This is a genomic window from Vibrio sp. Evd11 (assembly GCF_900382755.1).
Taxonomy (GTDB): Bacteria; Pseudomonadota; Gammaproteobacteria; order Enterobacterales; family Vibrionaceae; genus Vibrio; species Vibrio lentus.
Genome location: NZ_OSDX01000072.1, coordinates 1 through 21241, shown reverse-complemented (window position 1 = coordinate 21241; position 21241 = coordinate 1). Strand labels below are relative to the sequence as shown.

14 protein-coding genes are annotated in these 21241 nt (G+C 44.4%); 11 read left to right on the top strand and 3 right to left on the bottom strand.

Translation table 11 applies throughout. The features are described from left to right. Positions 1 to 302: 302 nt before the first annotated feature. From ED652_RS20710 to ED652_RS20695, 4 genes are all read left to right on the top strand, one after another. A complete protein-coding gene (locus ED652_RS20710; RefSeq protein WP_102474977.1) occupies positions 303 to 851 on the top strand; it encodes an ECF-type riboflavin transporter substrate-binding protein in 549 nt (182 codons plus the stop codon). A gap of 6 nt (positions 852 to 857) precedes the next feature. Further along, positions 858 to 2552 (top strand): ABC transporter ATP-binding protein, encoded by a 1695-nt coding sequence (locus ED652_RS20705; RefSeq protein ID WP_122056020.1) that lies wholly within the window; start codon positions 858 to 860, stop codon positions 2550 to 2552. Continuing rightward, positions 2549 to 3388 (top strand): energy-coupling factor transporter transmembrane protein EcfT, encoded by an 840-nt coding sequence (locus tag ED652_RS20700; protein ID WP_122056019.1) that lies wholly within the window; start codon positions 2549 to 2551, stop codon positions 3386 to 3388. The genes ED652_RS20705 and ED652_RS20700 overlap by 4 nt, the downstream gene beginning before the upstream one ends. 168 nt (positions 3389 to 3556) lie before the next feature. Further along, positions 3557 to 4033: a TetR/AcrR family transcriptional regulator gene (locus ED652_RS20695; RefSeq protein WP_076677393.1), complete on the top strand. Its 477-nt coding sequence runs from the start codon at positions 3557 to 3559 to the stop codon at positions 4031 to 4033. A 56-nt stretch (positions 4034 to 4089) separates the two neighbouring features. On the opposite strand, the gene glgB is transcribed toward ED652_RS20695, so the two are convergent. The 3 genes from glgB to ED652_RS20680 all read right to left on the bottom strand — a co-directional run bounded on the left by glgB (position 4090) and on the right by ED652_RS20680 (position 11255). Continuing rightward, a complete protein-coding gene (gene glgB, locus ED652_RS20690; protein WP_122056018.1) occupies positions 4090 to 6270 on the bottom strand; it encodes a 1,4-alpha-glucan branching protein GlgB in 2181 nt (726 codons plus the stop codon). Between the two features lie 175 nt (positions 6271 to 6445). Then, positions 6446 to 8626 (bottom strand): 4-alpha-glucanotransferase, encoded by a 2181-nt coding sequence (gene malQ / locus ED652_RS20685; protein ID WP_122056017.1) that lies wholly within the window; start codon positions 8624 to 8626, stop codon positions 6446 to 6448. Positions 8627 to 8801: 175 nt separating this feature from the next. Then, on the bottom strand, positions 8802 to 11255 hold the full coding sequence (locus ED652_RS20680) for a glycogen/starch/alpha-glucan phosphorylase (protein WP_010431613.1): 2454 nt from the start codon (positions 11253 to 11255) through the stop codon (positions 8802 to 8804). Between the two features lie 568 nt (positions 11256 to 11823). Here ED652_RS20680 and malT point away from each other — a divergent pair. The 7 genes from malT (at position 11824) to sstT (ending at position 21124) form a co-directional block, all read left to right on the top strand. After that, positions 11824 to 14532, top strand: coding sequence for an HTH-type transcriptional regulator MalT (gene malT / locus ED652_RS20675; RefSeq protein ID WP_076677387.1), 2709 nt, complete (start codon positions 11824 to 11826; stop codon positions 14530 to 14532). Positions 14533 to 15113: 581 nt separating this feature from the next. Then, positions 15114 to 16034, top strand: coding sequence for a DUF368 domain-containing protein (locus ED652_RS20670; protein WP_102545643.1), 921 nt, complete (start codon positions 15114 to 15116; stop codon positions 16032 to 16034). Between the two features lie 198 nt (positions 16035 to 16232). Beyond that, positions 16233 to 16673: a hypothetical protein gene (locus ED652_RS20665; RefSeq protein ID WP_122056016.1), complete on the top strand. Its 441-nt coding sequence runs from the start codon at positions 16233 to 16235 to the stop codon at positions 16671 to 16673. Next, on the top strand, positions 16670 to 17266 hold the full coding sequence (locus tag ED652_RS20660; RefSeq protein WP_122056015.1) for an SCO family protein: 597 nt from the start codon (positions 16670 to 16672) through the stop codon (positions 17264 to 17266). The genes ED652_RS20665 and ED652_RS20660 overlap by 4 nt, the downstream gene beginning before the upstream one ends. A 116-nt stretch (positions 17267 to 17382) precedes the next feature. Continuing rightward, complete coding sequence (locus ED652_RS20655; RefSeq protein ID WP_122056014.1) at positions 17383 to 17841, top strand: copper chaperone PCu(A)C; 459 nt, start codon at positions 17383 to 17385, stop codon at positions 17839 to 17841. 570 nt (positions 17842 to 18411) lie between these two features. After that, positions 18412 to 19476 carry a ribosome small subunit-dependent GTPase A gene (gene rsgA / locus ED652_RS20650; RefSeq protein WP_122056013.1) on the top strand — a complete coding sequence of 355 codons (1065 nt, stop codon included), beginning with the start codon at positions 18412 to 18414 and terminating at the stop codon, positions 19474 to 19476. A gap of 433 nt (positions 19477 to 19909) precedes the next feature. Further along, on the top strand, positions 19910 to 21124 hold the full coding sequence (gene sstT, locus ED652_RS20645; protein WP_122056012.1) for a serine/threonine transporter SstT: 1215 nt from the start codon (positions 19910 to 19912) through the stop codon (positions 21122 to 21124). Positions 21125 to 21241: the final 117 nt, after the last annotated feature.

The following is a 21241-nucleotide window of genomic DNA, read 5'->3' as shown; positions in this document are numbered from 1 at the left end:
AGACCACAACGGTATGCTAAGAACAAAAATGCCGTTCACTCTTAAGTGAACGGCATTAAGACCCGTTCTGGCTTTTTTGTTGCTTGATTAACCGTAAAAGTGCGCTTTTTACATGATATTGGAGTGTTCGGATGGAATTTTAGACATCTAGACACTTACCTTCCCTTATGGAAGGGTTCTACTGTATAATGCGCGCCTTATTTTTTATATTTGCCCAAAAAACGTTCTCATTGAGACACATATTAATAATGGTGAATATTCGTTCTTTATTATGCTTTATCTTTCAGTATTTGAGGTTATCTATGAACTTTTCAGCTAAAACAGTGGTCGTTATCGCTATTGGCGCGGCACTGTACGGCATTGGTGGTTTACCTATGTTTGGTGTCCCAGTGTTTGCTAACACGACATTGAAACCAGCAATGGCAGTCTTAGCACTGTTTTCTGTTTTGTTCGGCCCTATCGTTGGCTTCTTGGTTGGCTTTATTGGTCACTGGGTAACGGATTTATTTGCTGGTTGGGGCGTATGGTTAACTTGGGTATTAGGCTCAGGTATCGTAGGGATGGTTATCGGCTTATTCCCAATGATGACTAAGAACCGCCTGCAACAAGGCGATCTACCAATGAAAGATTTTGTGCTGTTTGTGGTTCTGGCTCTCGCGGGTAACGTCGTGGGTTACGGCTGTTCTGCATTCCTAGATACCATTTTATACGCAGAACCGTTTACTAAAGTCTTCACTCAACTGTCTATCATCGCAGCGGGTAACACCGTTCTGATCGCTGTTGTAGGCTTCCTGATCCTCAAATCAGTTGCTAAACGTAACAAACAAAGTCGCAACCTGACTGAGGCATAAGCGCCAATGACTATAGCATTTTCGAACTTCTCTTTTAGATATGAGTCGCTGGATAAACCGACGCTAAAAAATATCAACCTAAGGATAGAGAAAGGGGAGAAAATCGTCATTATTGGACCAAGCGGCAGCGGTAAATCAACCCTAGGTCAATGTCTCAACGGTCTAATACCTCATGCGATTAAAGGTGAGGTAACCGGTTCTTTAGAGATCAACGGCAAAAATATCTCTGAATTTTCGATGCACGACTATACCGAGCAGGTAGGCACAGTATTGCAAGATACTGACAGCCAATTTGTAGGTTTAAGTATCGGAGAAGATATCGCATTCGCATTAGAAAACCAGTTGATGTCGAACATTGACATGTACGCGCTAGTGAAGTCGACGGCAAAAATGGTCGACTTAGCCGAGATGCTTGAGCGCTCTCCGCATGATCTATCTGGTGGCCAGAAACAACGCGTATCATTAGCAGGTATCTTGGTTGATGACGTTGACATCTTGTTGTTTGATGAGCCTTTAGCAAGCCTTGACCCTAAAACAGGCAAGGCAACGATTGAGATCATCGACCAACTTCATAAAGAAACCAACAAAACTATCGTGATTATCGAGCACCGCCTTGAGGATGTTCTGCATTGCGGTATCGATCGTGTGATCTTAATGGAGCGCGGTGAAATTGTCGCGGATATGACTCCCGATGAAATTTTAGCGTCTGAGTTACTTGATACGCATGGTATTCGTGAGCCTCTTTACTTATCTGCGCTTAAAGCGGCGAAAGCCCCACTGACCAGCGAAGATAAGTTGTCAAACCTCAAAGCTTTGGATTACAAAAGGTTCCGCCCAGCAGTTCAAGCTTGGTTTGCTGATCGCCCAGCCCCTGTAGCAGAGAAACAGTATCAACCTTTACTCGAAGTTCATGGGCTGACTTATTCTTACGACGGCGAGAAGAACGCACTCGAAGATGTCAGCTTCAAGATCGGCAAAGGCGAGTTTGTTTCGATTCTGGGCAAGAACGGTTCAGGTAAATCTACCATCACCAAACTCATCATGGGTGTGATAGATGCCGATTCTGGTTCTTCATACCTAAATGGTGAAGACTTATCTGAGCTTTCCATATTTGAGAGAAGTCAGAGAGTCGGCGTAGTAATGCAGAACCCCAATCATATGATCTCGCATCATATGATTTTTGATGAGATTGCTTTTGGTCTTCGTAACCGTGGCGTTGCAGAAGATGAAGTCAAAGAAAAAGTCGAGAACGTTCTTGACCTGTGTGGGCTGAGTAAGTTTCGTCACTGGCCTATCGAAGCTTTGAGCTACGGTCAGAAAAAGCGCGTAACGATCGCTTCTATCTTAGTGTTGGAGCCTGAACTTCTGATCTTAGATGAACCAACTGCTGGTCAAGATTACCGTAACTATACATCTATGTTGGCGTTTATCCAAAAGCTCAACCGTGATTTAGATATTACGGTAGTAATCATATCCCATGATATGCACTTAGTTCTAGAATACACCACACGTTCAATCGTCATTGCAGACAGTAAACTGATTGCCAATGCAGCCATGACCGAAGTGTTTAGCCAACCATCGCTTTTAGAACGTGCCAACCTATGCACCACCAGCATTTATGAACTCGCGACTATGATGAAAATCGACGATACCAATGCGTTTATGCAGTACTTCATCGACTACGAGAGAAGTTCTCTATGAACGCATCAAAAGTAAAATTCGGTATCAACTACATTGATACTAAATCCCCCCTGCACGCCCTCAATGGCATCACTAAGTTTGCACTCTTCTTAGCTTGGGTAACTGTAGTATTAACTACGTTTGACTTGAGATTGATTACTCTACTTATCGTGATCGGTTTATACCTGCTAAAGCTCACCAACGTGCCCGTGCGCGTCTATAAACCTTTGTTATTGGGTACCGCAAGTGTCCTAAGTTTAAATGCTCTGTTTATGTACTTGCTTGCTCCACAGCAAGGTACTGAACTCATCGGTAGTGAAACCATATTACTAATGCTTCCTGGTAATTACTCATTGAGCCAAGAGACGCTCTTTTACTTGGTTACCGTGACCCTGAAGTACATGAGTATGTTCCCAATAGCGCTAATCTTTGTCTTCACAACGCATCCGACTGAGTTTGCAGCAAGCCTCAACCGTATCGGCGTTCCGTACAAGATCTCCTATGCAGTAAGCTTAACGCTGCGTTACTTGCCTGAAGTTAAAAAAGACTTCATCAACATCATGCACGCTCAGCAGGCTCGTGGTGTAGAGCTCTCGAAGAAAGCGCCCCTTATTACTCGAATCAAAAACGTGGCTAAGGTTTTAGGTCCGCTCATTTTCTCTAGCTTGGACCGCGCAGACGAGATTTCAAATGCAATGACGCTACGAGGCTTTGGCCGACACAAGGCACGAACTTGGTATAGTTATGCACCGTTGAAGCGTGTCGACTTTGTTTGCTTAACGGTTATTGCATTAGTCGTGATACTCGCAATCACAAAGAGAGCACTCGAAGAACAGTTGTTTTGGTACCCTTTCTAAGCGGTACCGAGCAGCAAGCAATATAAATAAAAAAACAATAAATTACGTCTAAAATGTGAGTTAATTATATCTTTTTAGACGTTTTTTTGAGGTCGATAGGAGGATATTTTGTTAACATCTCCCATCCGTAATTTTTATACAGAATGCCATACCTAATATGGATTTTTAATGGCTCGAATAACTCAACTACAGAAACTAGAAAATCAGAAGAACTACGATGAAATCGTACTGAACCTTTTTCTAGCTGAAGGACATGAAGCTCTAACTTATGCAAGGATTGCTCAAGAAATTGGCATTAGTTTAACGACGCTTCAGGGCTATTATCCATCAACACGGGCTATCCGAACTGTACTTCACAAGCACATGTTGTCGATTGTTATAGATAACCTAGACTTCGTTTCGGAAAAGGTATTTCTTCAATCTTGGCAAAATGCTTTGGATAATGAACAGTTCCGATACGTTATTAAATTGATGTTTTTCCATGCCTCACAGGTCAAAAGCCCAGAAGTATTCAATGTCAGTTCTGATGGTCTGTTTCGTGAAAAAATGTTTGATAGCTTTGGAGCAGACTCTGTTCGTATCCTTGAAACGGCAATAGGACGTTCAATGTTTTATCTCACGAACTTTGGAACACCATCTAATTAGTTTTGAAGCAATAAAAATGGGAGCTTAATGCTCCCATTTTTTATTTTAACGACCGGTTAATTCAGTTTATAAAAGACAGTCGATAGCGGTGGTATACGTAGCTCTATCGATGTATCTAGGCCTTCGCTTGCCACTGGTTCAACGTTTGCAACTTGTTTAACTTCAAATCCACTGCCCGCATAATCCGCAGAGTCTGTATTCAGTAACAAAGAGTACTGACCTTGCGCTGGAACACCTAAGCGGAAGTGCTCATGAGGAACGGGTGTAAAGTTAGAAACAACCAATACACGCTCGCCTGATTCACTGATACGCTCATGAGCTAAGATGCTCGCTTCAGCAGAGTCCTGTAAACGCCATTCAAAACCTTTCGGGTCGAAATCAAGATCATGCATTGCAGCTTCAGAGCGGTACAGATTGTTCAAATCTTTCGTCAAGCGCTGAACACCTTGATGACGTTCATAATCTAGCAAGAACCATTGCAGTTGATCATCGTGGTTCCATTCAGCGGTCTGACCAAACTCAGCGCCCATGAAGTTCAGCTTTTTACCCGGTTGCGCATACATGTAACCCATGTAAGCACGTAGATTTGCCGTTTGCTGCCACTCATCACCAGGCATTTTTTCATGGATAGATCCTTTACCATAAACCACCTCATCGTGAGATAGAGACAATACGTAGTTCTCACTGTGTGCATAAACCAATGGGAAGGTGATTGTATCGTGGTGATATTTACGATTAATTGGATCTTCTTGGATGTAAGACAAGCTATCGTGCATCCAGCCCATGTTCCACTTAAAGCCAAAACCTAAGCCACCCATAAAGGTTGGGGCCGAAACACCAGGGAAAGCCGTCGATTCTTCAGCAATCGTCATCGCATTAGGGAAATGCTTGTAAACTTCTTCGTTCATCCACTTAAGGGTTGCGATGGCATCGTAATTTTCGTTGCCGCCGTCTGCGTTCGGAATCCACTGATCATGGCTACGCGAATAATCGAGGTACAACATCGAAGCAACCGCATCAACACGAATGCCGTCAATATGGAATTGTTCAAACCAGTAAAGTGCGTTCGCTACCAAGAAACGGCGCACATGCTCTTTGCCTAAGTCGTAAATGTATGAATTCCAATCTTGGTGCCAACCACGACGCGGGTCTGGATCATGGAACAAAGGCGTTCCATCAAAGTTAGCTAAGCCGTGATCATCACTAGGGAAATGCGCCGGAACCCAATCCAGAACAACACCTAAACCAGCTTGGTGACATTGATCGACGAAGAATTTGAAGTCATCAGGAGACCCAAAACGACTCGTTGGTGCGAACAAGCCTATTGGCTGATAGCCCCAAGAACCGTAAAACGGATGCTCTGAAACCGGCATCAACTCTACGTGCGTGTAACCCAAGTCCGTTAAATATGGAATAAGTTCAGCAGCAAGTTCACGGTAGTTTAAGAATTCGCCTTCAGTGTTACGCTTCCAAGAACCAGCGTGCAGTTCATAGAACGAAAGTGCTTCTTTACGCTTTTGCGTTACTGGGCGATTCTGCCACTGAGTATCTTGCCACTCATAACGAGCGTGGTCATAAGTTACAGAAGAAAATGAAGGGTACTGCTCAGAGTAAAAACCCCATGGGTCAGCTTTGTGTGGTAAGCCTTCGCCATCAGGCCCTTTTAATTCAAATTTGTATTGAGCGCCTTCTTCCAGTTCAGGAATGAATAGGCCCCACATGCCATAATCTAAGCGTTGCATTGGGTGGCGACGGCCATCCCAAGCGTTGAAGTTACCCACTAAGCTTGCCGCTGTTGCATGCGGCGCATAAACCAAGAAACGCGTACCGGAAATTGTCTGTCCATCACGCTCTAGCGTAATAAACTGAGCCCCCATATGATGATACATGTCTTTCGGTGTATGAAGATCTTCATAACTCGCGTACAGATCGTGGTACTGGTATGGATCGTCGATGATCTGTTCTACTCCAGCCCAATCAACCGCGAGCTTGTAGTGAGTAAAACGTAAGTCTCTCTCTTGCTTGAGAATGAAACCACTTTCACCCTCTCGCGCTAACTCAATACGAGGTTCCTTTCCAACAATCAACTCGACTTTATTTGCCCCAGGAATCCACACACGTAATGCACCTTGCTCAGAAGGTAAGTATGGCCCTAAAAACGCAAATGGGTCAGTGAAACAAGCCTGTGATAGTTGGGTATATATTTGTTTTTGCTTTGAAATCGAACTTAGTTCCAAAACGCTTCTCCCTAACCAAACATCCAAAAAACATAATACAAAAATGCCCGCTATTAGTGCGGGCAATATAACGACGGTTTATTCTACCAGATGAGCATTCATTATTGAGTGATCGAGGTTGTGGTTTCGTACGGCGTAAGCAAAAAACTACCTATTTTCAAGCCACTCGACATCATTACTTACCTGCTTTTTCTCGAACGTCAGTCAGCTTAGAAGCGATACGATTTACCCCTTCGTGAGCAAATATTTCGTCCAAGTTCATTGATAGTTTACGACGCCAGTTAGGGTACTCATCAACCGTGCCTGGAATGTTAACCGGCTTGTCCATTTCCAACCAATCTTCAAGTTGTACACTCAATAATGTTGAGCCACCAGCAGCGACGTGCAGTTGAAGCGCTTCAGCTAAGTATGAATCCATTGGTACATGAGCCGCATCGCGACCAACACCTTCTGGCAGGAAGCCATGCCATGCTACAGAATCTAAGATACCTTGCTTGCACTCTAGACGGTCATCGAACAAGGTTTCTAACTGTTCTGCATCTGGGTATAAACCAATCTCTTGACCCATTTTCAAGTCATCACAATGCCAGAAGCCGCGAAGCGTTGGCATATCATGGGTACACAGTGCCGCCATTGATTGTGATGCGTAGTGTTTAGGTGAAATGAAACCACCGTCGTCTTCTGATGTTTCGAAGAAAAACACTTTGTAAGAATGCACACCAGCATCAGCCAGGATGTCGACAATTTCATCCGGTACCGTACCTAAGTCTTCACCGATAACGCTACATTGGTAACGATGAGATTCAAGCGCCAGAATCGACAGCATATCTTGTACTGGGTAGTAGATGTACGCGCCTTTCGTTGCGTTCTCACCTTTTGGAATCCACCATAAACGCAGCAGACCTAAAACATGGTCAATACGCAATGCACCACAGTGCTTCATGTTGGCGCGAAGTAGCTTGATGTAAGCGTCGTAGCTGGTTTCTTGAAGTACTTCTGGGTTTAGTGGAGGTAGACCCCAATTCTGACCCAGAGGACCAAGAATATCCGGTGGAGCACCAATGCTCGCATCCATCACTAGGTTGCCTTCATCAGCCCATGTCTCGCTGCCAGAATCTGCAACGCCTACCGCTAAGTCACGGTACAGGCCAACCGCCATGCCTTTCTCTTCTGCAAGAGACTGTGCATCGTTGATCTGGCAATCCGCTATCCATTGCAGGTACATGTAAAGATGTACTTGCTCTAGGTTCTCTTTGATGTATTTCTGTGTTGCTGGGCTATCGAATGTACGGTATTTCTCAGGAAATACTGGCCATCCCCACATACCTGAATCTTCAGCATGTAATTCACCGTGCAATGCATCAAACGCCGCTTGATGCATTAGGCTTTCACCGCCCTCTTCAACGAACGCTAAGAACGCTTGTGCGCGGTCGCTGTTTTTGTCTAGATGACGAGTCTTAAATTCTGCGAATAGCAGAGGTAAGATGCTCATCTTCAGCTCTGACACTTCGGTGTAGTTAACCCAGTGCGCTTCGCGAGCTTTCTGTAAGCGCTGTTGGAATTCAGCGCTGCCTACCGTTTGTTGTGCTTCAGCACTTAATGCGAATTCAGGTACTGAGCTCACATCAATGTATAAGATGTTCAACCAACGACGTGACGACGGGCTGTATGGGCTCGCACCTTCAGGGTTCGCAGGGAACAATGAGTGAATTGGGTTTAGGCCAACGAAATCGCCACCGCGAGATGAAATATCTGCAACAAGCTGTTTTAGATCGCCAAAGTCACCAATACCCCAGTTATGCTGAGTTCTTAACGTGTAAAGCTGAACACTCGGGCCCCAAAGCTTTTTGCCTTGCTCGATTGGCGCCTGTTTAAAACACGCTTTTGGCGTAATGATCAGCGTCATTTCGTAAGGCTTTTTACGACGCTTACGGCTCACAATCAGCTTGTGATAACCCCATGCCAAATCACTTGGCAGTGCAAACACTAAAGGGCCACCCTCGGCACGCTCGTCACGAACGACTTGAGATTGAAGATAGCCTTCAAGTACCTCTCCTTGCTCGGTTTCTAAGCGCCAGCTGAACTCACTTTCACGAGCACTTACACCTAGATTAAGCGCCACTTCTACTGGCTCACCGTCACGCAAGACAAGAACTGGGTCTAGTACATCTTTTTTGTGTTTTCTTTCTGCAGATTTAAGCAGTGCATCATCGCTGCTTGTATCGTAGCCCAACGAAGCCAATAGAGACGTAATCGTCTCGTTTGATACTTGTGCTTCATCGCCCCACGCACTAACGTAACTGTCGGCAATATTTGCCATTTCTGCGACTTGTTTTAATACGGTCTGTTCTTTCATCGCTCTCTCCGAAAACGTTCTGACGCTTTCAATTTTGTAGGGTTGTTATTTAATTTGTTACTAATCAATTAGCTTGTGACAATCAGTTTGTAAGCATCGCTATCTTTATAAGCCATCTATTTGCTCACAAGCTAATTGAGCCAAGGCAGAAACTGCCTTGGCTACTTTGGAAGTATTAACGGTTAACCGCTTCAAGTTTCCAAATGTTGTTCACGTAATCGCGAATAGAGCGGTCTGATGTGAACTTACCAACCAATGCTGTGTTAAGAATCGCTTTCTTAGCCCAACCTGCTTGGTCTTTGTACTGCTTGCCCATGTCTTCATGTGCTTTCACATAAGATGCGAAGTCAGCAAGACATAGGTACGGGTCGCCACCGTCTAGTAGGCTATCAAACGTTGCACGTAGAAGGCCTGGTTGACCTGGAGAGAACTCATCGCCAGTCAGTAGGTCTAGAGATGCTTTCAGCAGTGGGTCTGCATTGTAGTAATCGTATGGGTTGTAACCCTGAGCTTGCAATGCCACTACACCATCAACGTCTAGGCCAAAGATGTAGATGTTTTCATCGCCAACTTCTTCACGAATCTCAACGTTTGCACCATCCATCGTACCGATAGTTAGCGCGCCGTTTAGAGCCATCTTCATGTTGCCCGTACCCGATGCTTCTTTACCCGCTAGTGAGATTTGCTGAGAAACGTCTGCCGCAGGAATAATGATTTCAGCCATGCTTACACGGTAGTCAGGGATGAATACCACTTTCAGCTTGTTGCCAATGCGAGGGTCGTTGTTGATCTTCTCTGCAATCTTGTTAACCGCGAAGATGATCTCTTTCGCTAGGTGGTAACCCGGTGCTGCTTTTGCTGCGAAGAAACATACGCGAGGCTCACACTCGAAACCAGGTTCGTTAAGAATACGGTGGTACAGAGATAGAATGTGTAGCAAATCTAAGTGCTGACGCTTGTATTCGTGAAGACGTTTGATTTGCACGTCGAAGATAGCGTTAGTATCTAGCTCGATACCCATGTTCTCTTGAACCCAATCAGCAAGGCGCTGTTTGTTTTCTTTCTTAACAGCCATGAATTCTTTTTGGAATTTCGCGTCTGTTGCAAACTTAGCAATACCTTCTAGCTGCTCAAGTTTCGCAGGCCACTCAGTACCGATCTTTCCAGTAATTAGCGTAGATAGACCTGGGTTACAGAACTTCAACCAACGACGAGGCGTGATGCCGTTCGTTACGTTAGTCAGTTTGCCTGGGAAGATTTCGTTGAACTCAGGGAACAAGTCTTTCTTAACCAGTTGTGAGTGAAGTGCAGCTACACCGTTTACTTTGTAAGAACCAATCACACATAGGTTTGCCATGCGAACCATGCGGTGGAAACCTTCTTGGATGATAGAAAGCTTCGCTTGCTTCTCACCGTCACCAGGCCACATCTTGCGAACTTCTTGCATGAAGCGGTGGTTGATTTCAAAGATGATTTCCATGTGACGAGGAAGAAGACGGTTAATCAAAGATTCAGACCAAGTCTCTAGCGCTTCTGGAAGTAGTGTGTGGTTCGTGTACGCGAACGTGTGAGCACTGATTTCCCAAGCTTGGTCCCAAGTTAAACCTTTCTCATCGATCAGAATGCGCATCAATTCAGGGATAGCGATAGTTGGGTGCGTATCGTTCAGTTGAATTGTTTCTTGCTTAGGAAGGTCTTCTAGAGAGAAGCCAGCTGCTTCGTGACGACGCAAAATATCGCGAACAGACGCTGCTGAGTGGAAGTACTGCTGCATTAGACGCAGAGTTTTACCTTTCTCGTGGTTGTCGTTCGGGTAAAGTACTTTGGTGATGTTACCCGCATCGATTAGCGAGTGTTGCGCTTCAAAGTAGTCACCGTTGTTAAAGCTTGCTAGTGAGAATGGTGCGATTGCCTGACATTCCCAAAGACGCAATGGGTAAACCGTGTTTGACTCGTAACCTACGATAGGTAGGTCCCAAGGCATTGCTTTTACTTCCATACCTGGAACCCAAGTACGAACTTCTTTACCGTCGATGTATTCAACTTCTACATGACCGTAAAAACCAATGTGTTGTGCTAGTTCTGGACGAGCGACTTCCCATGGGTAACCTTCAACACCACGCCATGCGTCTGGTGCTTCTTGTTGACGACCGTCTTGGAAAGACTGTTTGAATAGACCGTATTCGTAGTGAAGACCGTAGCCTACTGTTGGGTATTCTTGAGCGGCACAAGAATCCATGAAACATGCAGCAAGACGACCAAGACCACCATTACCTAGTGATGGGTCGCGTTCTTCTTCTAGAAGATCAGTTAAGTTTTGACCTAACTCTTCCATTGCATGAGTGATCTGTTCGTACAGACCCATGCTGATCAGGTTATTACCTGTTAAACGACCAATCAAAAACTCTAATGAAAGGTAGTTAACGCTCTTCGCGTTCTTAATTTTTTCATCATTTTCAGTTTCTAGCAGGTCAAATGTTGTCAATTCTGCTAGCGCACGCCCCATTGCTAGGTACCATGCGCGGCTATCTGCGTTTTCAATCGTTGTTGCGTAGGTTGCAGATAAATGCTTCTTAACGCTTTCTTGGAACGACACTTTATCGAAAGTTTTTTGCTGAGTTGGTTTCATTTCAGAAATCTCGCTTTTAATAGTTCTAATTCATCTGTGACATATCGTGCATGGACACCATTAACTAAACATCCTCCCGCTAATACGACTAACTAGGAGTAGATGGGAGGGCGTAGGGGGCGTACCGAGATAGGGTTAGTGATCTGACTCTCATGTTCAGACTTCGAACAAAAACTTGAAGTGACTAAGATCACAAGCTCCCGTTCGATAACTTACATTCAATTGATGTGACTTTTATTTAACCGGATTAAAGTCATTGTCAAATTTGTTGTTCAGATCACGAAAATAATTTCTACCAATCATCTTTTGCATAAATTTACGTGTAGAGATGAAGGGAGTCACATTCACAAACCAACCCGCAACGTGAGTAATGTCTCAAATAAAGGGCGTAGAAGCCTAAAAACATGCAGGAGTGCAAGGTTTCTGAGGAGGATCATAGTCGGTGCCGTTTTGCTTCACGTAATATGGTTGAAGACTTAAGTAATTAGGCTGATGTCATTTGATTACACTCAACGATAGATTGGGGTAATCCAGAACATAAGCCACGGAATAGGTGAAAAACTTCGACATGTGGATCCCTTCGAAACTGACTCGTCCCGGCCGCTTACACAATGCAATCCTACGACCTAGGGTTCTCGATCTGCTCCAACACGCAGATTGCTATAAGCTTGTATTATTCCGCTCTCCAGCGGGATACGGCAAAACCACCATGGCTGCACAATGGCTGGTAGATAAACCCAATGTGGGTTGGTACAGCATTGATGATAGTGACAACGATGCCTTCCGCTTTATCAACTACCTAATGCAATCACTCAATAAAGCGACTCAAAATGCCTGCCCTAATGCTCAAAAGCTGGCAGAAAAACGACAGTTTTCATCTTTGCATTCTTTGTTAAGTGAAGTGTTTGCTGAGATGTCTGAATTCCACCACCAATGTTTTCTGGTGTTGGATGACTATCACTTGGTCAACAATGACGACATCCACGAAGCAATGCGCTTCTTCCTTAAACACATGCCCGACAACCTAACGCTTGTTGTGACTAGCCGTGGGACACCACCACTTGGCACTGCAAACCTTCGCGTTCGTGATTTGATGATTGAGATTGGTAACGACTCTCTAGCTTTTGATACTGAAGAAACCACACGCTTCTTCAATCAACGTGTCGCTGATGGCGTAGATGACACCACCGCTGGCAGTATCTGTACTTATGTTGAGGGGTGGCCTTCTGCTCTTCAACTTATTGCGCTGCAAGCCCAACATCAAAAACGCACGTTGGCGCAATCGGCAGAGTCTTTCTCTCACTTTAACCATGCCCACCTTTGGGACTACTTAGTTGAAGAAGTCTTCGACCTACTAGACAAAGAAACTCGACAGTTCTTAATGCAATGTTCAGTGCTTGATCACTTCAATGACGAATTGGTGTGTGCACTAACACAGCGTGAAGACGCGCTCGGCATGATCGAATCACTCAACCGATTCGGCTTATTTATCTACCCTCTTGAAGGCGAGAAGAACTGGTACCGATTCCACAATTTATTCGGTGAGTTCCTTGCCCACGAGCGCCAAGCTCGTATCCCTCAACAAGAAGCAGAACTCCATCGAAGTGCCGCAAAAGCATGGATCAAGCAAAACACACCTCATCAAGCACTACGACATGCACAACGCGCTGAAGATCCAGAGCTGATCATTCAAATCCTGACTGAGCACGGTTGGCCGATGTTCAACCAAGGTGAGCTTTCATCATTAGAGATGGCGATCAAGCAACTAACAACCGATCAACTTTACAGTGAACCTAAGCTATCAATGCTGCGCGCGTGGCTTGCACAAAGTCAGCACCGTTACGACCAGGTAGGAACTTTGTTGGAAGAGGCTGAGACTCAATATCAAGCTCGAAACATTGAACTCGATACTCAGCAGCAAGGTCAATACAACGCCTTACGCGCGCAAGTTGCTATCAACAGCAATGAACCTGAAAAGGCATTGGAATTGGCTGAGCTTTCGCTGAGCCAGCTGAACACCACCGTCTATCGTAGCCGTATTGTGGCAACGTCGGTTGTTGGTGAAGTCAATCACGTGATGGGGAACCTCAGCCGTGCCCTACCGATGATGCAGCAAACAGAAAAACTGGCTCGCCAGTATCAAGTTTATCATCAGGCGTTATGGGCGATTCTGCAACAAAGTGAAATCTTGATTGCTCAAGGTTATGTTCAAGCGGCATTTGAGTTGCAAGACAGCGCATTCAAATTGATTGAAGAGCATCAACTGCAATACGTGCCTTTGCATGAGTTCTTGCTGCGTGTTCGAGCTCAGATTTTCTGGTGTTGGAACCGATTAGATGAAGCGGAAGAGTGTTGTTACAAGGGCTTAGACATCCTTGGCCACCACTCACCAAGTAAGCACCTGCACAGCTACTCGATGCTGGCTCGTATATCGCTTAGCCGTGGTGAAATTGATAAAGCGTCGAAATTTATCGACCAAATTCAGCACTTGTTACGCCAATCAACTTACCACGTGGATTGGACCGCAAACGCTTCTCTTTCTTTAATTTTGTTCTGGCAAGTAAAAGGCGATAAAGAGGCTATTCGTGATTGGTTAAGTGTGGCTGTTCGACCTGAATCAGCAAGTAACCACTTCTGCCAACTGCAATGGAGAAACATCGTCCGTGCTCACATCATCCTTGAACAGTATGAAGATGCAGAAGAAGCACTGACTTTCCTTAAGAGTGAAGCGCAGCGTTCACATCTGATTACAGACACCAACCGAAACTTGATCGTTGAAGCCGTGTTGCGCACACAAATTAACGATGAAGACAACGCACGCGTGCTACTTGAAGAAGCGCTTCATATGACTAACCAAACCGGTATGGTCGGTAACTTCTTGGTAGATGGTGGAACTATCGGGCATATCTTGGATAAGTTGAGTAACAAGCCCGGCTTAGGTGATTTAGAACGCCATCGTGCTCAACAAATCATGAAAGATATCTCAACCACCCAACGCAGCCGCTCAGTTCACTTCGATGAAGACTTTGTTGAGAACTTGGTTAATCACCCGAATATTCCTGAGCTTGTGCGCACTAGCCCACTCACCCAGCGTGAATGGCAAGTACTTGGTCTTATCTATTCAGGGTTCAGTAATGAGCAGATAGCTCAAGAGCTCGATGTAGCGGGGACCACGATCAAAACTCACATCCGTAACCTTTACCAAAAGCTGAACATTGCTAACCGTAAAGAAGCAATCAGCACGGCAGAAAACTTGCTGCAGTTGATGGGGTACTAAAACGGATTCGAGATTGATTCGAGATTGATTCGAGAAAAACTTAAGCTAGTCACCAATGGTGGCTGGCTTTTTTTTCATCTGAAGTTTAGAGCTTAAAAATGTAGCAACTGGAAAAGAAAAAAGACAATCACCAAACGACAGGCAAAAAAATAGCCAACCGCAATAATCGCGATTGGCTCTATATATTTGTGAACAAATCAATAGGTTCACTAACAACGTCAGTTGGCTAGGTGACCCTCGGCTTAAGAAGGGTCAGTGTATATAATGCAGTTAGCGTGCCAACTTTAATTCGTCGTTTTATAAGCCCTCCATCGCATAAAAACCATGAATTAATCATGCGAATTGCAAAGTGCATTTGCATAATGCAACCAAGATGCAATATTGATAAGAGACCAGTTTCACCGATACTCTTAATGACAAATCACTAAGTGATTGTATTTTAGATATTAGGCAAATGTTCACTTCAACTTATTGCCTTACAATTAAGAAGGTAATAAAAGCACCTCGCCAAAGGCATATTCATACTTTTTTTACACTAAAGTTTGTATACTGCACAAAATTACCCTCAACTCTATGAAGCAATGAACTACTTAAGTACTTTTTTCAAAGGCATGGCAATGGGCGCAGCAGATGTTGTTCCTGGCGTGTCGGGCGGAACCATCGCATTCATCACTGGTATCTACGATACTCTGCTAGAAAGCATTCGCAGAATTAACCCGAGCGTATTTGGCTTGTGGAAACGTGAGGGCTTCAAAGCCGCGTTTAACCACATCAACGGTTTTTTCCTGATTTCACTGTTCGCTGGCGTATTTACGAGTATTGCGACATTCGCAAAACTGATTTCTTGGTTATTGGTCACTCACCCAGTGCCTCTTTGGTCTTTCTTCTTTGGCCTGATCTTGGTGTCTGTTTTCCATATTCTTAAGCAAGTAGAGAAGCGCGATATGATTCGATTCGTGTTTTTGCTGCTTGGCGTTGCTTTCGCCTATAGCATTACCGTGCTTAAGCCGCTGCAAATGGAGCCTACCAGCATCAATATTCTCATTGCGGGTGCAATTGCGATCTGTGCGATGATTCTGCCGGGTATCTCGGGGAGCTTCATTCTGCTATTAATTGGTATGTATGGACCCGTTCTTGGTGCGGTTAAAGAGTTCCAAATCGATGTGCTTGCGCTATTCCTTAGTGGCTGTGTGATTGGCCTACTGACTTTCTCGCACGTACTCTCTTGGTTATTACGTTCATTCCGCGATTTCACATTAGTGTTCTTAACCGGTTTGATGATCGGTACGCTGCCTAAGATCTGGCCTTGGAAAGAGACCATCAGCTGGCGTACAAACTCAAAAGGTGAGCAAGTTCCTCTACTTCAAGAAAATCTGTCGCCGTTTGATTTTGAAGCCGTAACCTCTCAGCCTTCTCAGCTTGTCATGGCGATTGTGATGATGTTTGTTGCGATTGCATTGGTTCTAGGACTAGAGAAGTTTGCAGAGCGTAATACTGACTAATCAACCAACTTCTGGAAAGCGTTTAGAACGGATAATGCTTAGAAATACTAAGCTCACCTCTCGATAAACAGACAAAAGCGAAGCCAATGGCTTCGCTTTTTTAGTTCTACCATACGCACAAAATTGCTTTTTGATACAAGCACGTATTGGTGGGTATGATAACATCGCCGCTCTTATAAAATTAGATGAGAACACGACATGCACCCAGCATTAAAAGTTGCTGCTCTTGGCATTGCTCTCGTGGCAGGTTTTTATGGGCCGCAAGCAATTCAGCAATTTAAATCAGCGATGGAGCAAGCCTCTGCTGACGTAAACTTAAATGATTACTGCATGCTTTCAACCACATCGTGTGATCAGGAATCCATTTCAATGTCGCTTGACCGAGAAACCGCGCAACCTCTTCTACCCACGAAGATAAAGGTAGTTTGGGAAGGTGCTGCATCTGAGACATTGATGTTATCACTCACAGGTTTAGAAATGGAAATGGGATCAGCGCGTTTTCAATTAAAGAGCATTGGCAATAATACCTATGAAGGTGATGTAATTTTACCTGTATGTACTTTAGATAAAATGACATGGATCGGTGAACTCACTGATGGTGTCGATACTGTAAACCCTGCAATAAGGATGGCAAGATGAGTAGAAATTGGTCGTTAGCATTGGTTGTCGCTTTTGTACTTGGCTTTGGTGTCAAAAGCTATCTTAATGGGCAAAACGAAGTTCAAGAACAACATGCAGCAAGACAAGAGTTCTCCGCAACGACTCTTTTCGGCAAAGACAACCAGCCAACGGAAATCTTTGACCAAACCGATGACAGAATTCGTATTATTTATTTCGGTTTTACACGCTGTCCAGATGTGTGCCCTACTTCTTTAGCTATGCTAGCCGGAGCACTTAACCAAGTCTCTGATGAAGCAAAAGCGAAAATTCGCCCAATGTTTGTTTCTCTTGATCCAGAACGTGATGCAGCTGAAGCCTCATACGAATACGCGCAATACTTCCACCCGATGATGGAAGGATTAAGTGGCCCATTGGATGTAACCGCCACTCTGGCACATAACTATGGTGTTATTTTCAGAAAGACCAAGCTTGAAGGTTCAGAGTTGGAATACACCCTTGACCACAGCTCGTACTTTTATTTTTTAAAGCCCGACGGTACCTTGATTACCAAAGTACCGCACACGTTGACACCTGCGCCGATTGTTGAAGCCATCAACAAGTTAACGCGCTAGCGTACCATGTCATCAACGACTGAGAACAACGTGTACAAAAACAAAGAACTTACTTAGTAAAGTTCGAACAAAAAGTCAGGTCCCCGACCAAAAACATAAATAATAAGGACAACAACATGAAGTTAAAAGCACTCGCTTTAGCAGGCTTATTGCTCACTCCTCTAGCTCAGGCAAATAACGACGTTATGGTTCATGACGCTTACGCTCGTGCAACGCCGCCTTCAGCGGTTAACAGTGCGGTATTCACGACTTTGATGAACCACAGCGATAAAGAACGCTCTATCGTAGCGGCAACGACACCTGCAGCAGGTAAAGTAGAACTTCATGATGTTATCGTCGATGGCGATGTGATGAAAATGCGCCAAATTCAACAGATATCCATCCCTGCAAATGGTGAAGTGGTACTAAAACCAGGTAGCCTACACATCATGTTGTTCGACCTAAAAGGTGGCCTAAAAGAAGGTGAGCAAATCGAGATGACTCTAACTTTCGCAAACGGTGAAACTCAGACATTCGATGCACCAGTGAAGAAAGTAATGAGCGGCATGAAAAAGATGGATCACGATCATCACTAATTTGGTACCACTTGATGTTCAACGATACTGATTATAAGTAGAAGTGAATATCAGACAAAAATTAGACAAAATTAAGCCACGATGACTTCTCGCCATCGTGGCTTTTTGTTAAACTGGATTCGCTTTTTATTCGAAGCCTGAACACATTAATAACCCAAGGAGAATAGAAGATGATTGTAATCAAAACACTAAAACTGGCAGTAAAAGTAACGCGTTAATTTGTTTGGTTAATCCAACTTAAATATCGATAGACCAACATCTCGTCACCCGTTGACTACCGCACTCTTTTACCCGGTTTGCTATTGATCCGTAAGTGATCAATCCCTCATGCAAACAGCGCATGACTAAATCCGGGGTCCTATCTAATTGAATTCGACCCAAGCTCAAAACATTTTTGACGTCTCGACGCTTTTTAATCTCATCAACTCTTTTGATCTCATCAACAATAAGAGATCTCACAAGAAGTTAATGCTCTCATAAGACTTTAATGCACTGATAAGACTTTAATGCACTGATAAGACTTTAATGCTCTCACAAGAAAAGAAAGCTCGCACGTCTGGGTAAATAGACATGAATTCACAAAACGCATTTTCTCATCCAATGTCACTTCAACAACTAGGATGGCAACCTGTTTTCCAACAACAACTGACACTCGAAGACTATGACCACTCCGTCATTGCTCGTATCGTCGCACACCACCGTAGTGGCTATACATTAGCGTCAGAGCAAGGCGAAATTGTTCTGCCCATCCATCAAAACCAACCAGCAATGACCGTTGGTGACTGGGTGATTTTGAACTCTGATCTGCAATTCGACCGTTTACTAAACCGTCAATCGCTCTTCAGCCGTAAAGCAGCAGGCAGTCGCGTAGCTGAGCAATATATTTCAGCGAACATCGACACGGTGTTTATCGTGGTCTCGTTAAATAACGACTTTAATCTAAGCCGTATCGAACGCTACTTAGCGCTCGCCAACGAAGCACAGGTTGAAGCGGTTATCGTACTCACCAAGAAAGACTTGTGTGATGACTACGAAGACAAAGTACAACAAGTGCAAAGCTTAGATCCGATGCTAATGATCGAATCCGTCAATAGCCTAGATCAAGATTCGACTCAAGCATTGTCGCCTTGGTGTAAAACAGGCAAGACTGTTGCTTTGATGGGTTCATCTGGTGTCGGAAAATCTACGCTGGTCAACTCGTTACTTGGGGAGGCTCAGCAAGCCACGGGTGGCATTCGTGAAGACGATAGCAAAGGCCGACACACGACGACATCGCGTTCACTGCACTTGCTAACGTCGGGCGGTTTATTGCTCGATACTCCTGGTATGCGAGAGTTACAACTCGCAGACTGTGCTGAGGGAGTGAGTGAAACCTTTTCAGACGTAGAAGAATTGGCGATGCAGTGTCGTTTCTCTGATTGTCATCATGAATCAGAGCCGGGATGCGCAATACGTAAAGCCATTGAAAGCGGTGAGCTTTCTCAAAGACGCTTCTCTAACTATGAGAAGCTACTCAGGGAGCAAGCAAGAAATGGAGCCTCATTGGCAGAGCAGAGAGCAAACGGCAAACAACTTTCTAAAATGTACAAAACCGTGCAGTCAGAGAATCGTAAAATCAAGAAATCGTCTAAATAGCCGTTTCTTAGATTAGTTTCGCAACACATAATTAAGCCCCATGTCCCTATCGCGCCTTAGCTTGTCTAGCTTATTCACGCATTAGGCTGGGGCTTCTTTGTATCAGTTGGGCTTCTTTGTATCAACAGGAACTCAATGAGATCATTTCTGCACACAATGATCTTGCTAATCGGCGATGACGGCACCAATGCCAGAACATTGACCCTAATGAGCATTATCACACAGATTTATATCTCAATCAGAGTACAAAAAATTAACATTTAGCTCTAAAAACACCACGTAGCGCAAACAATCACCCTAAAAGTAAACTATTCCTAGACACCCTCTTAGATCCCGCTAATATGACCGCCCATTCCACTAGTGTATAGTTGGATTTGGTACAACTTTATAAAAAGATACATCACTATAATAAATTAACAATTGCAGGTATTTTATGCAAAATCACAACATGTTCGCCCGCATCGCTCGTGGAAATCTCGTTCTACAGATCCTTGCTGGTATTGTTTTCGGTGTCGTTCTCGCCATGGTTTCTCCATCAGCTGCTCAAGATGCAGGCCTACTTGGTAGTCTGTTTGTTGGTGCACTGAAAGCTGTAGCCCCAATTTTAGTATTCATTCTTGTTGCAGCTTCTATCGCAAACCAAAAGAAAGGTCAGCATACTCATATGCGTCCAATCATTGTGCTTTACCTGATTGGTACGTTCTCTGCTGCTCTGACTGCTGTAGTACTGAGCTTCATGTTCCCAACCACTTTGACACTGGTTGCTGGCGCTGAAGGTGCTAACCCTCCTCAAGGTATTGCAGAAGTTCTTCATACGCTTCTATTCAAGCTTGTAGATAACCCAGTAAGCGCGCTAATGAACGCGAACTACATCGGTATTCTTGCTTGGGCAATCGGTCTTGGTCTTGCTCTGCACCACGCATCAGCAACAACAAAAGCGGTTTTCGAAGACCTAAGCCACAGTGTTTCACACATTGTTCGCTTCATTATTCGTCTTGCGCCATTCGGTATCTTCGGCCTTGTTTCGGCTACATTCGCAACAACGGGCTTTGATGCACTAACAAGCTACGGTCAACTACTAGCGGTTCTACTAAGCTCAATGCTGATCATTGCTCTTGTTGTTAACCCACTGCTTGTCTTTGTCAAAACAAAACAGAACCCATACCCACTTGTACTGCAATGTATTCGTGAATCTGGTGTAACGGCGTTCTTCACTCGTTCAAGTGCTGCAAACATCCCAGTGAACATGAACCTTTGTAAGAAGCTAGAACTAGATGAAGATACTTACTCTGTATCTATCCCTCTAGGCGCAACCATCAACATGGCTGGTGCTGCAATCACCATCACTGTGTTAACACTTGCAGCTGTACACACAATGGGTATTGAGATTGATATCTTCACTGCGATTCTACTAAGCCTTGTTGCTGCAATTTCTGCATGTGGTGCATCGGGTGTTGCTGGCGGTTCACTACTGCTTATCCCTCTAGCTTGTGGCCTATTCGGCATCTCAAACGATGTAGCGATGCAGGTTGTAGCGGTTGGTTTCATCATTGGTGTGATTCAAGATTCTGCTGAAACAGCGCTTAACAGCTCAACTGACGTAGTGTTCACTGCGGCTGTATGTAAAGCTGAGCAAAACAAAGCTTAATAAGCTCTTAGGTATTAGCTTTTGCCTTTAGCTTTAAGCTCTAACAGCAAATAGCACATAAAAAAAATATCCGCCTTCTTAGAAGGCGGTTTTGCTTTATAACCCCCTAGAAGGGGG

Excerpts from the sequence above, each read along its gene's own strand:
- ED652_RS20710 (WP_102474977.1), top strand. The coding sequence starts at position 303 with ATGAACTTTTCAGCTAAAACAGTGGTCGTTATCGCTATTGGCGCGGCA.
- ED652_RS20705 (WP_122056020.1), top strand. The coding sequence starts at position 858 with ATGACTATAGCATTTTCGAACTTCTCTTTTAGATATGAGTCGCTGGAT.
- ED652_RS20700 (WP_122056019.1), top strand. The coding sequence starts at position 2,549 with ATGAACGCATCAAAAGTAAAATTCGGTATCAACTACATTGATACTAAA.
- ED652_RS20695 (WP_076677393.1), top strand. The coding sequence starts at position 3,557 with ATGGCTCGAATAACTCAACTACAGAAACTAGAAAATCAGAAGAACTAC.
- malQ (WP_122056017.1), bottom strand. The coding sequence starts at position 8,626 with ATGAAAGAACAGACCGTATTAAAACAAGTCGCAGAAATGGCAAATATT.
- ED652_RS20680 (WP_010431613.1), bottom strand. The coding sequence starts at position 11,255 with ATGAAACCAACTCAGCAAAAAACTTTCGATAAAGTGTCGTTCCAAGAA.
- malT (WP_076677387.1), top strand. The coding sequence starts at position 11,824 with ATGTGGATCCCTTCGAAACTGACTCGTCCCGGCCGCTTACACAATGCA.
- ED652_RS20670 (WP_102545643.1), top strand. The coding sequence starts at position 15,114 with ATGAACTACTTAAGTACTTTTTTCAAAGGCATGGCAATGGGCGCAGCA.
- ED652_RS20665 (WP_122056016.1), top strand. The coding sequence starts at position 16,233 with ATGCACCCAGCATTAAAAGTTGCTGCTCTTGGCATTGCTCTCGTGGCA.
- ED652_RS20660 (WP_122056015.1), top strand. The coding sequence starts at position 16,670 with ATGAGTAGAAATTGGTCGTTAGCATTGGTTGTCGCTTTTGTACTTGGC.
- ED652_RS20655 (WP_122056014.1), top strand. The coding sequence starts at position 17,383 with ATGAAGTTAAAAGCACTCGCTTTAGCAGGCTTATTGCTCACTCCTCTA.
- rsgA (WP_122056013.1), top strand. The coding sequence starts at position 18,412 with ATGAATTCACAAAACGCATTTTCTCATCCAATGTCACTTCAACAACTA.
- sstT (WP_122056012.1), top strand. The coding sequence starts at position 19,910 with ATGCAAAATCACAACATGTTCGCCCGCATCGCTCGTGGAAATCTCGTT.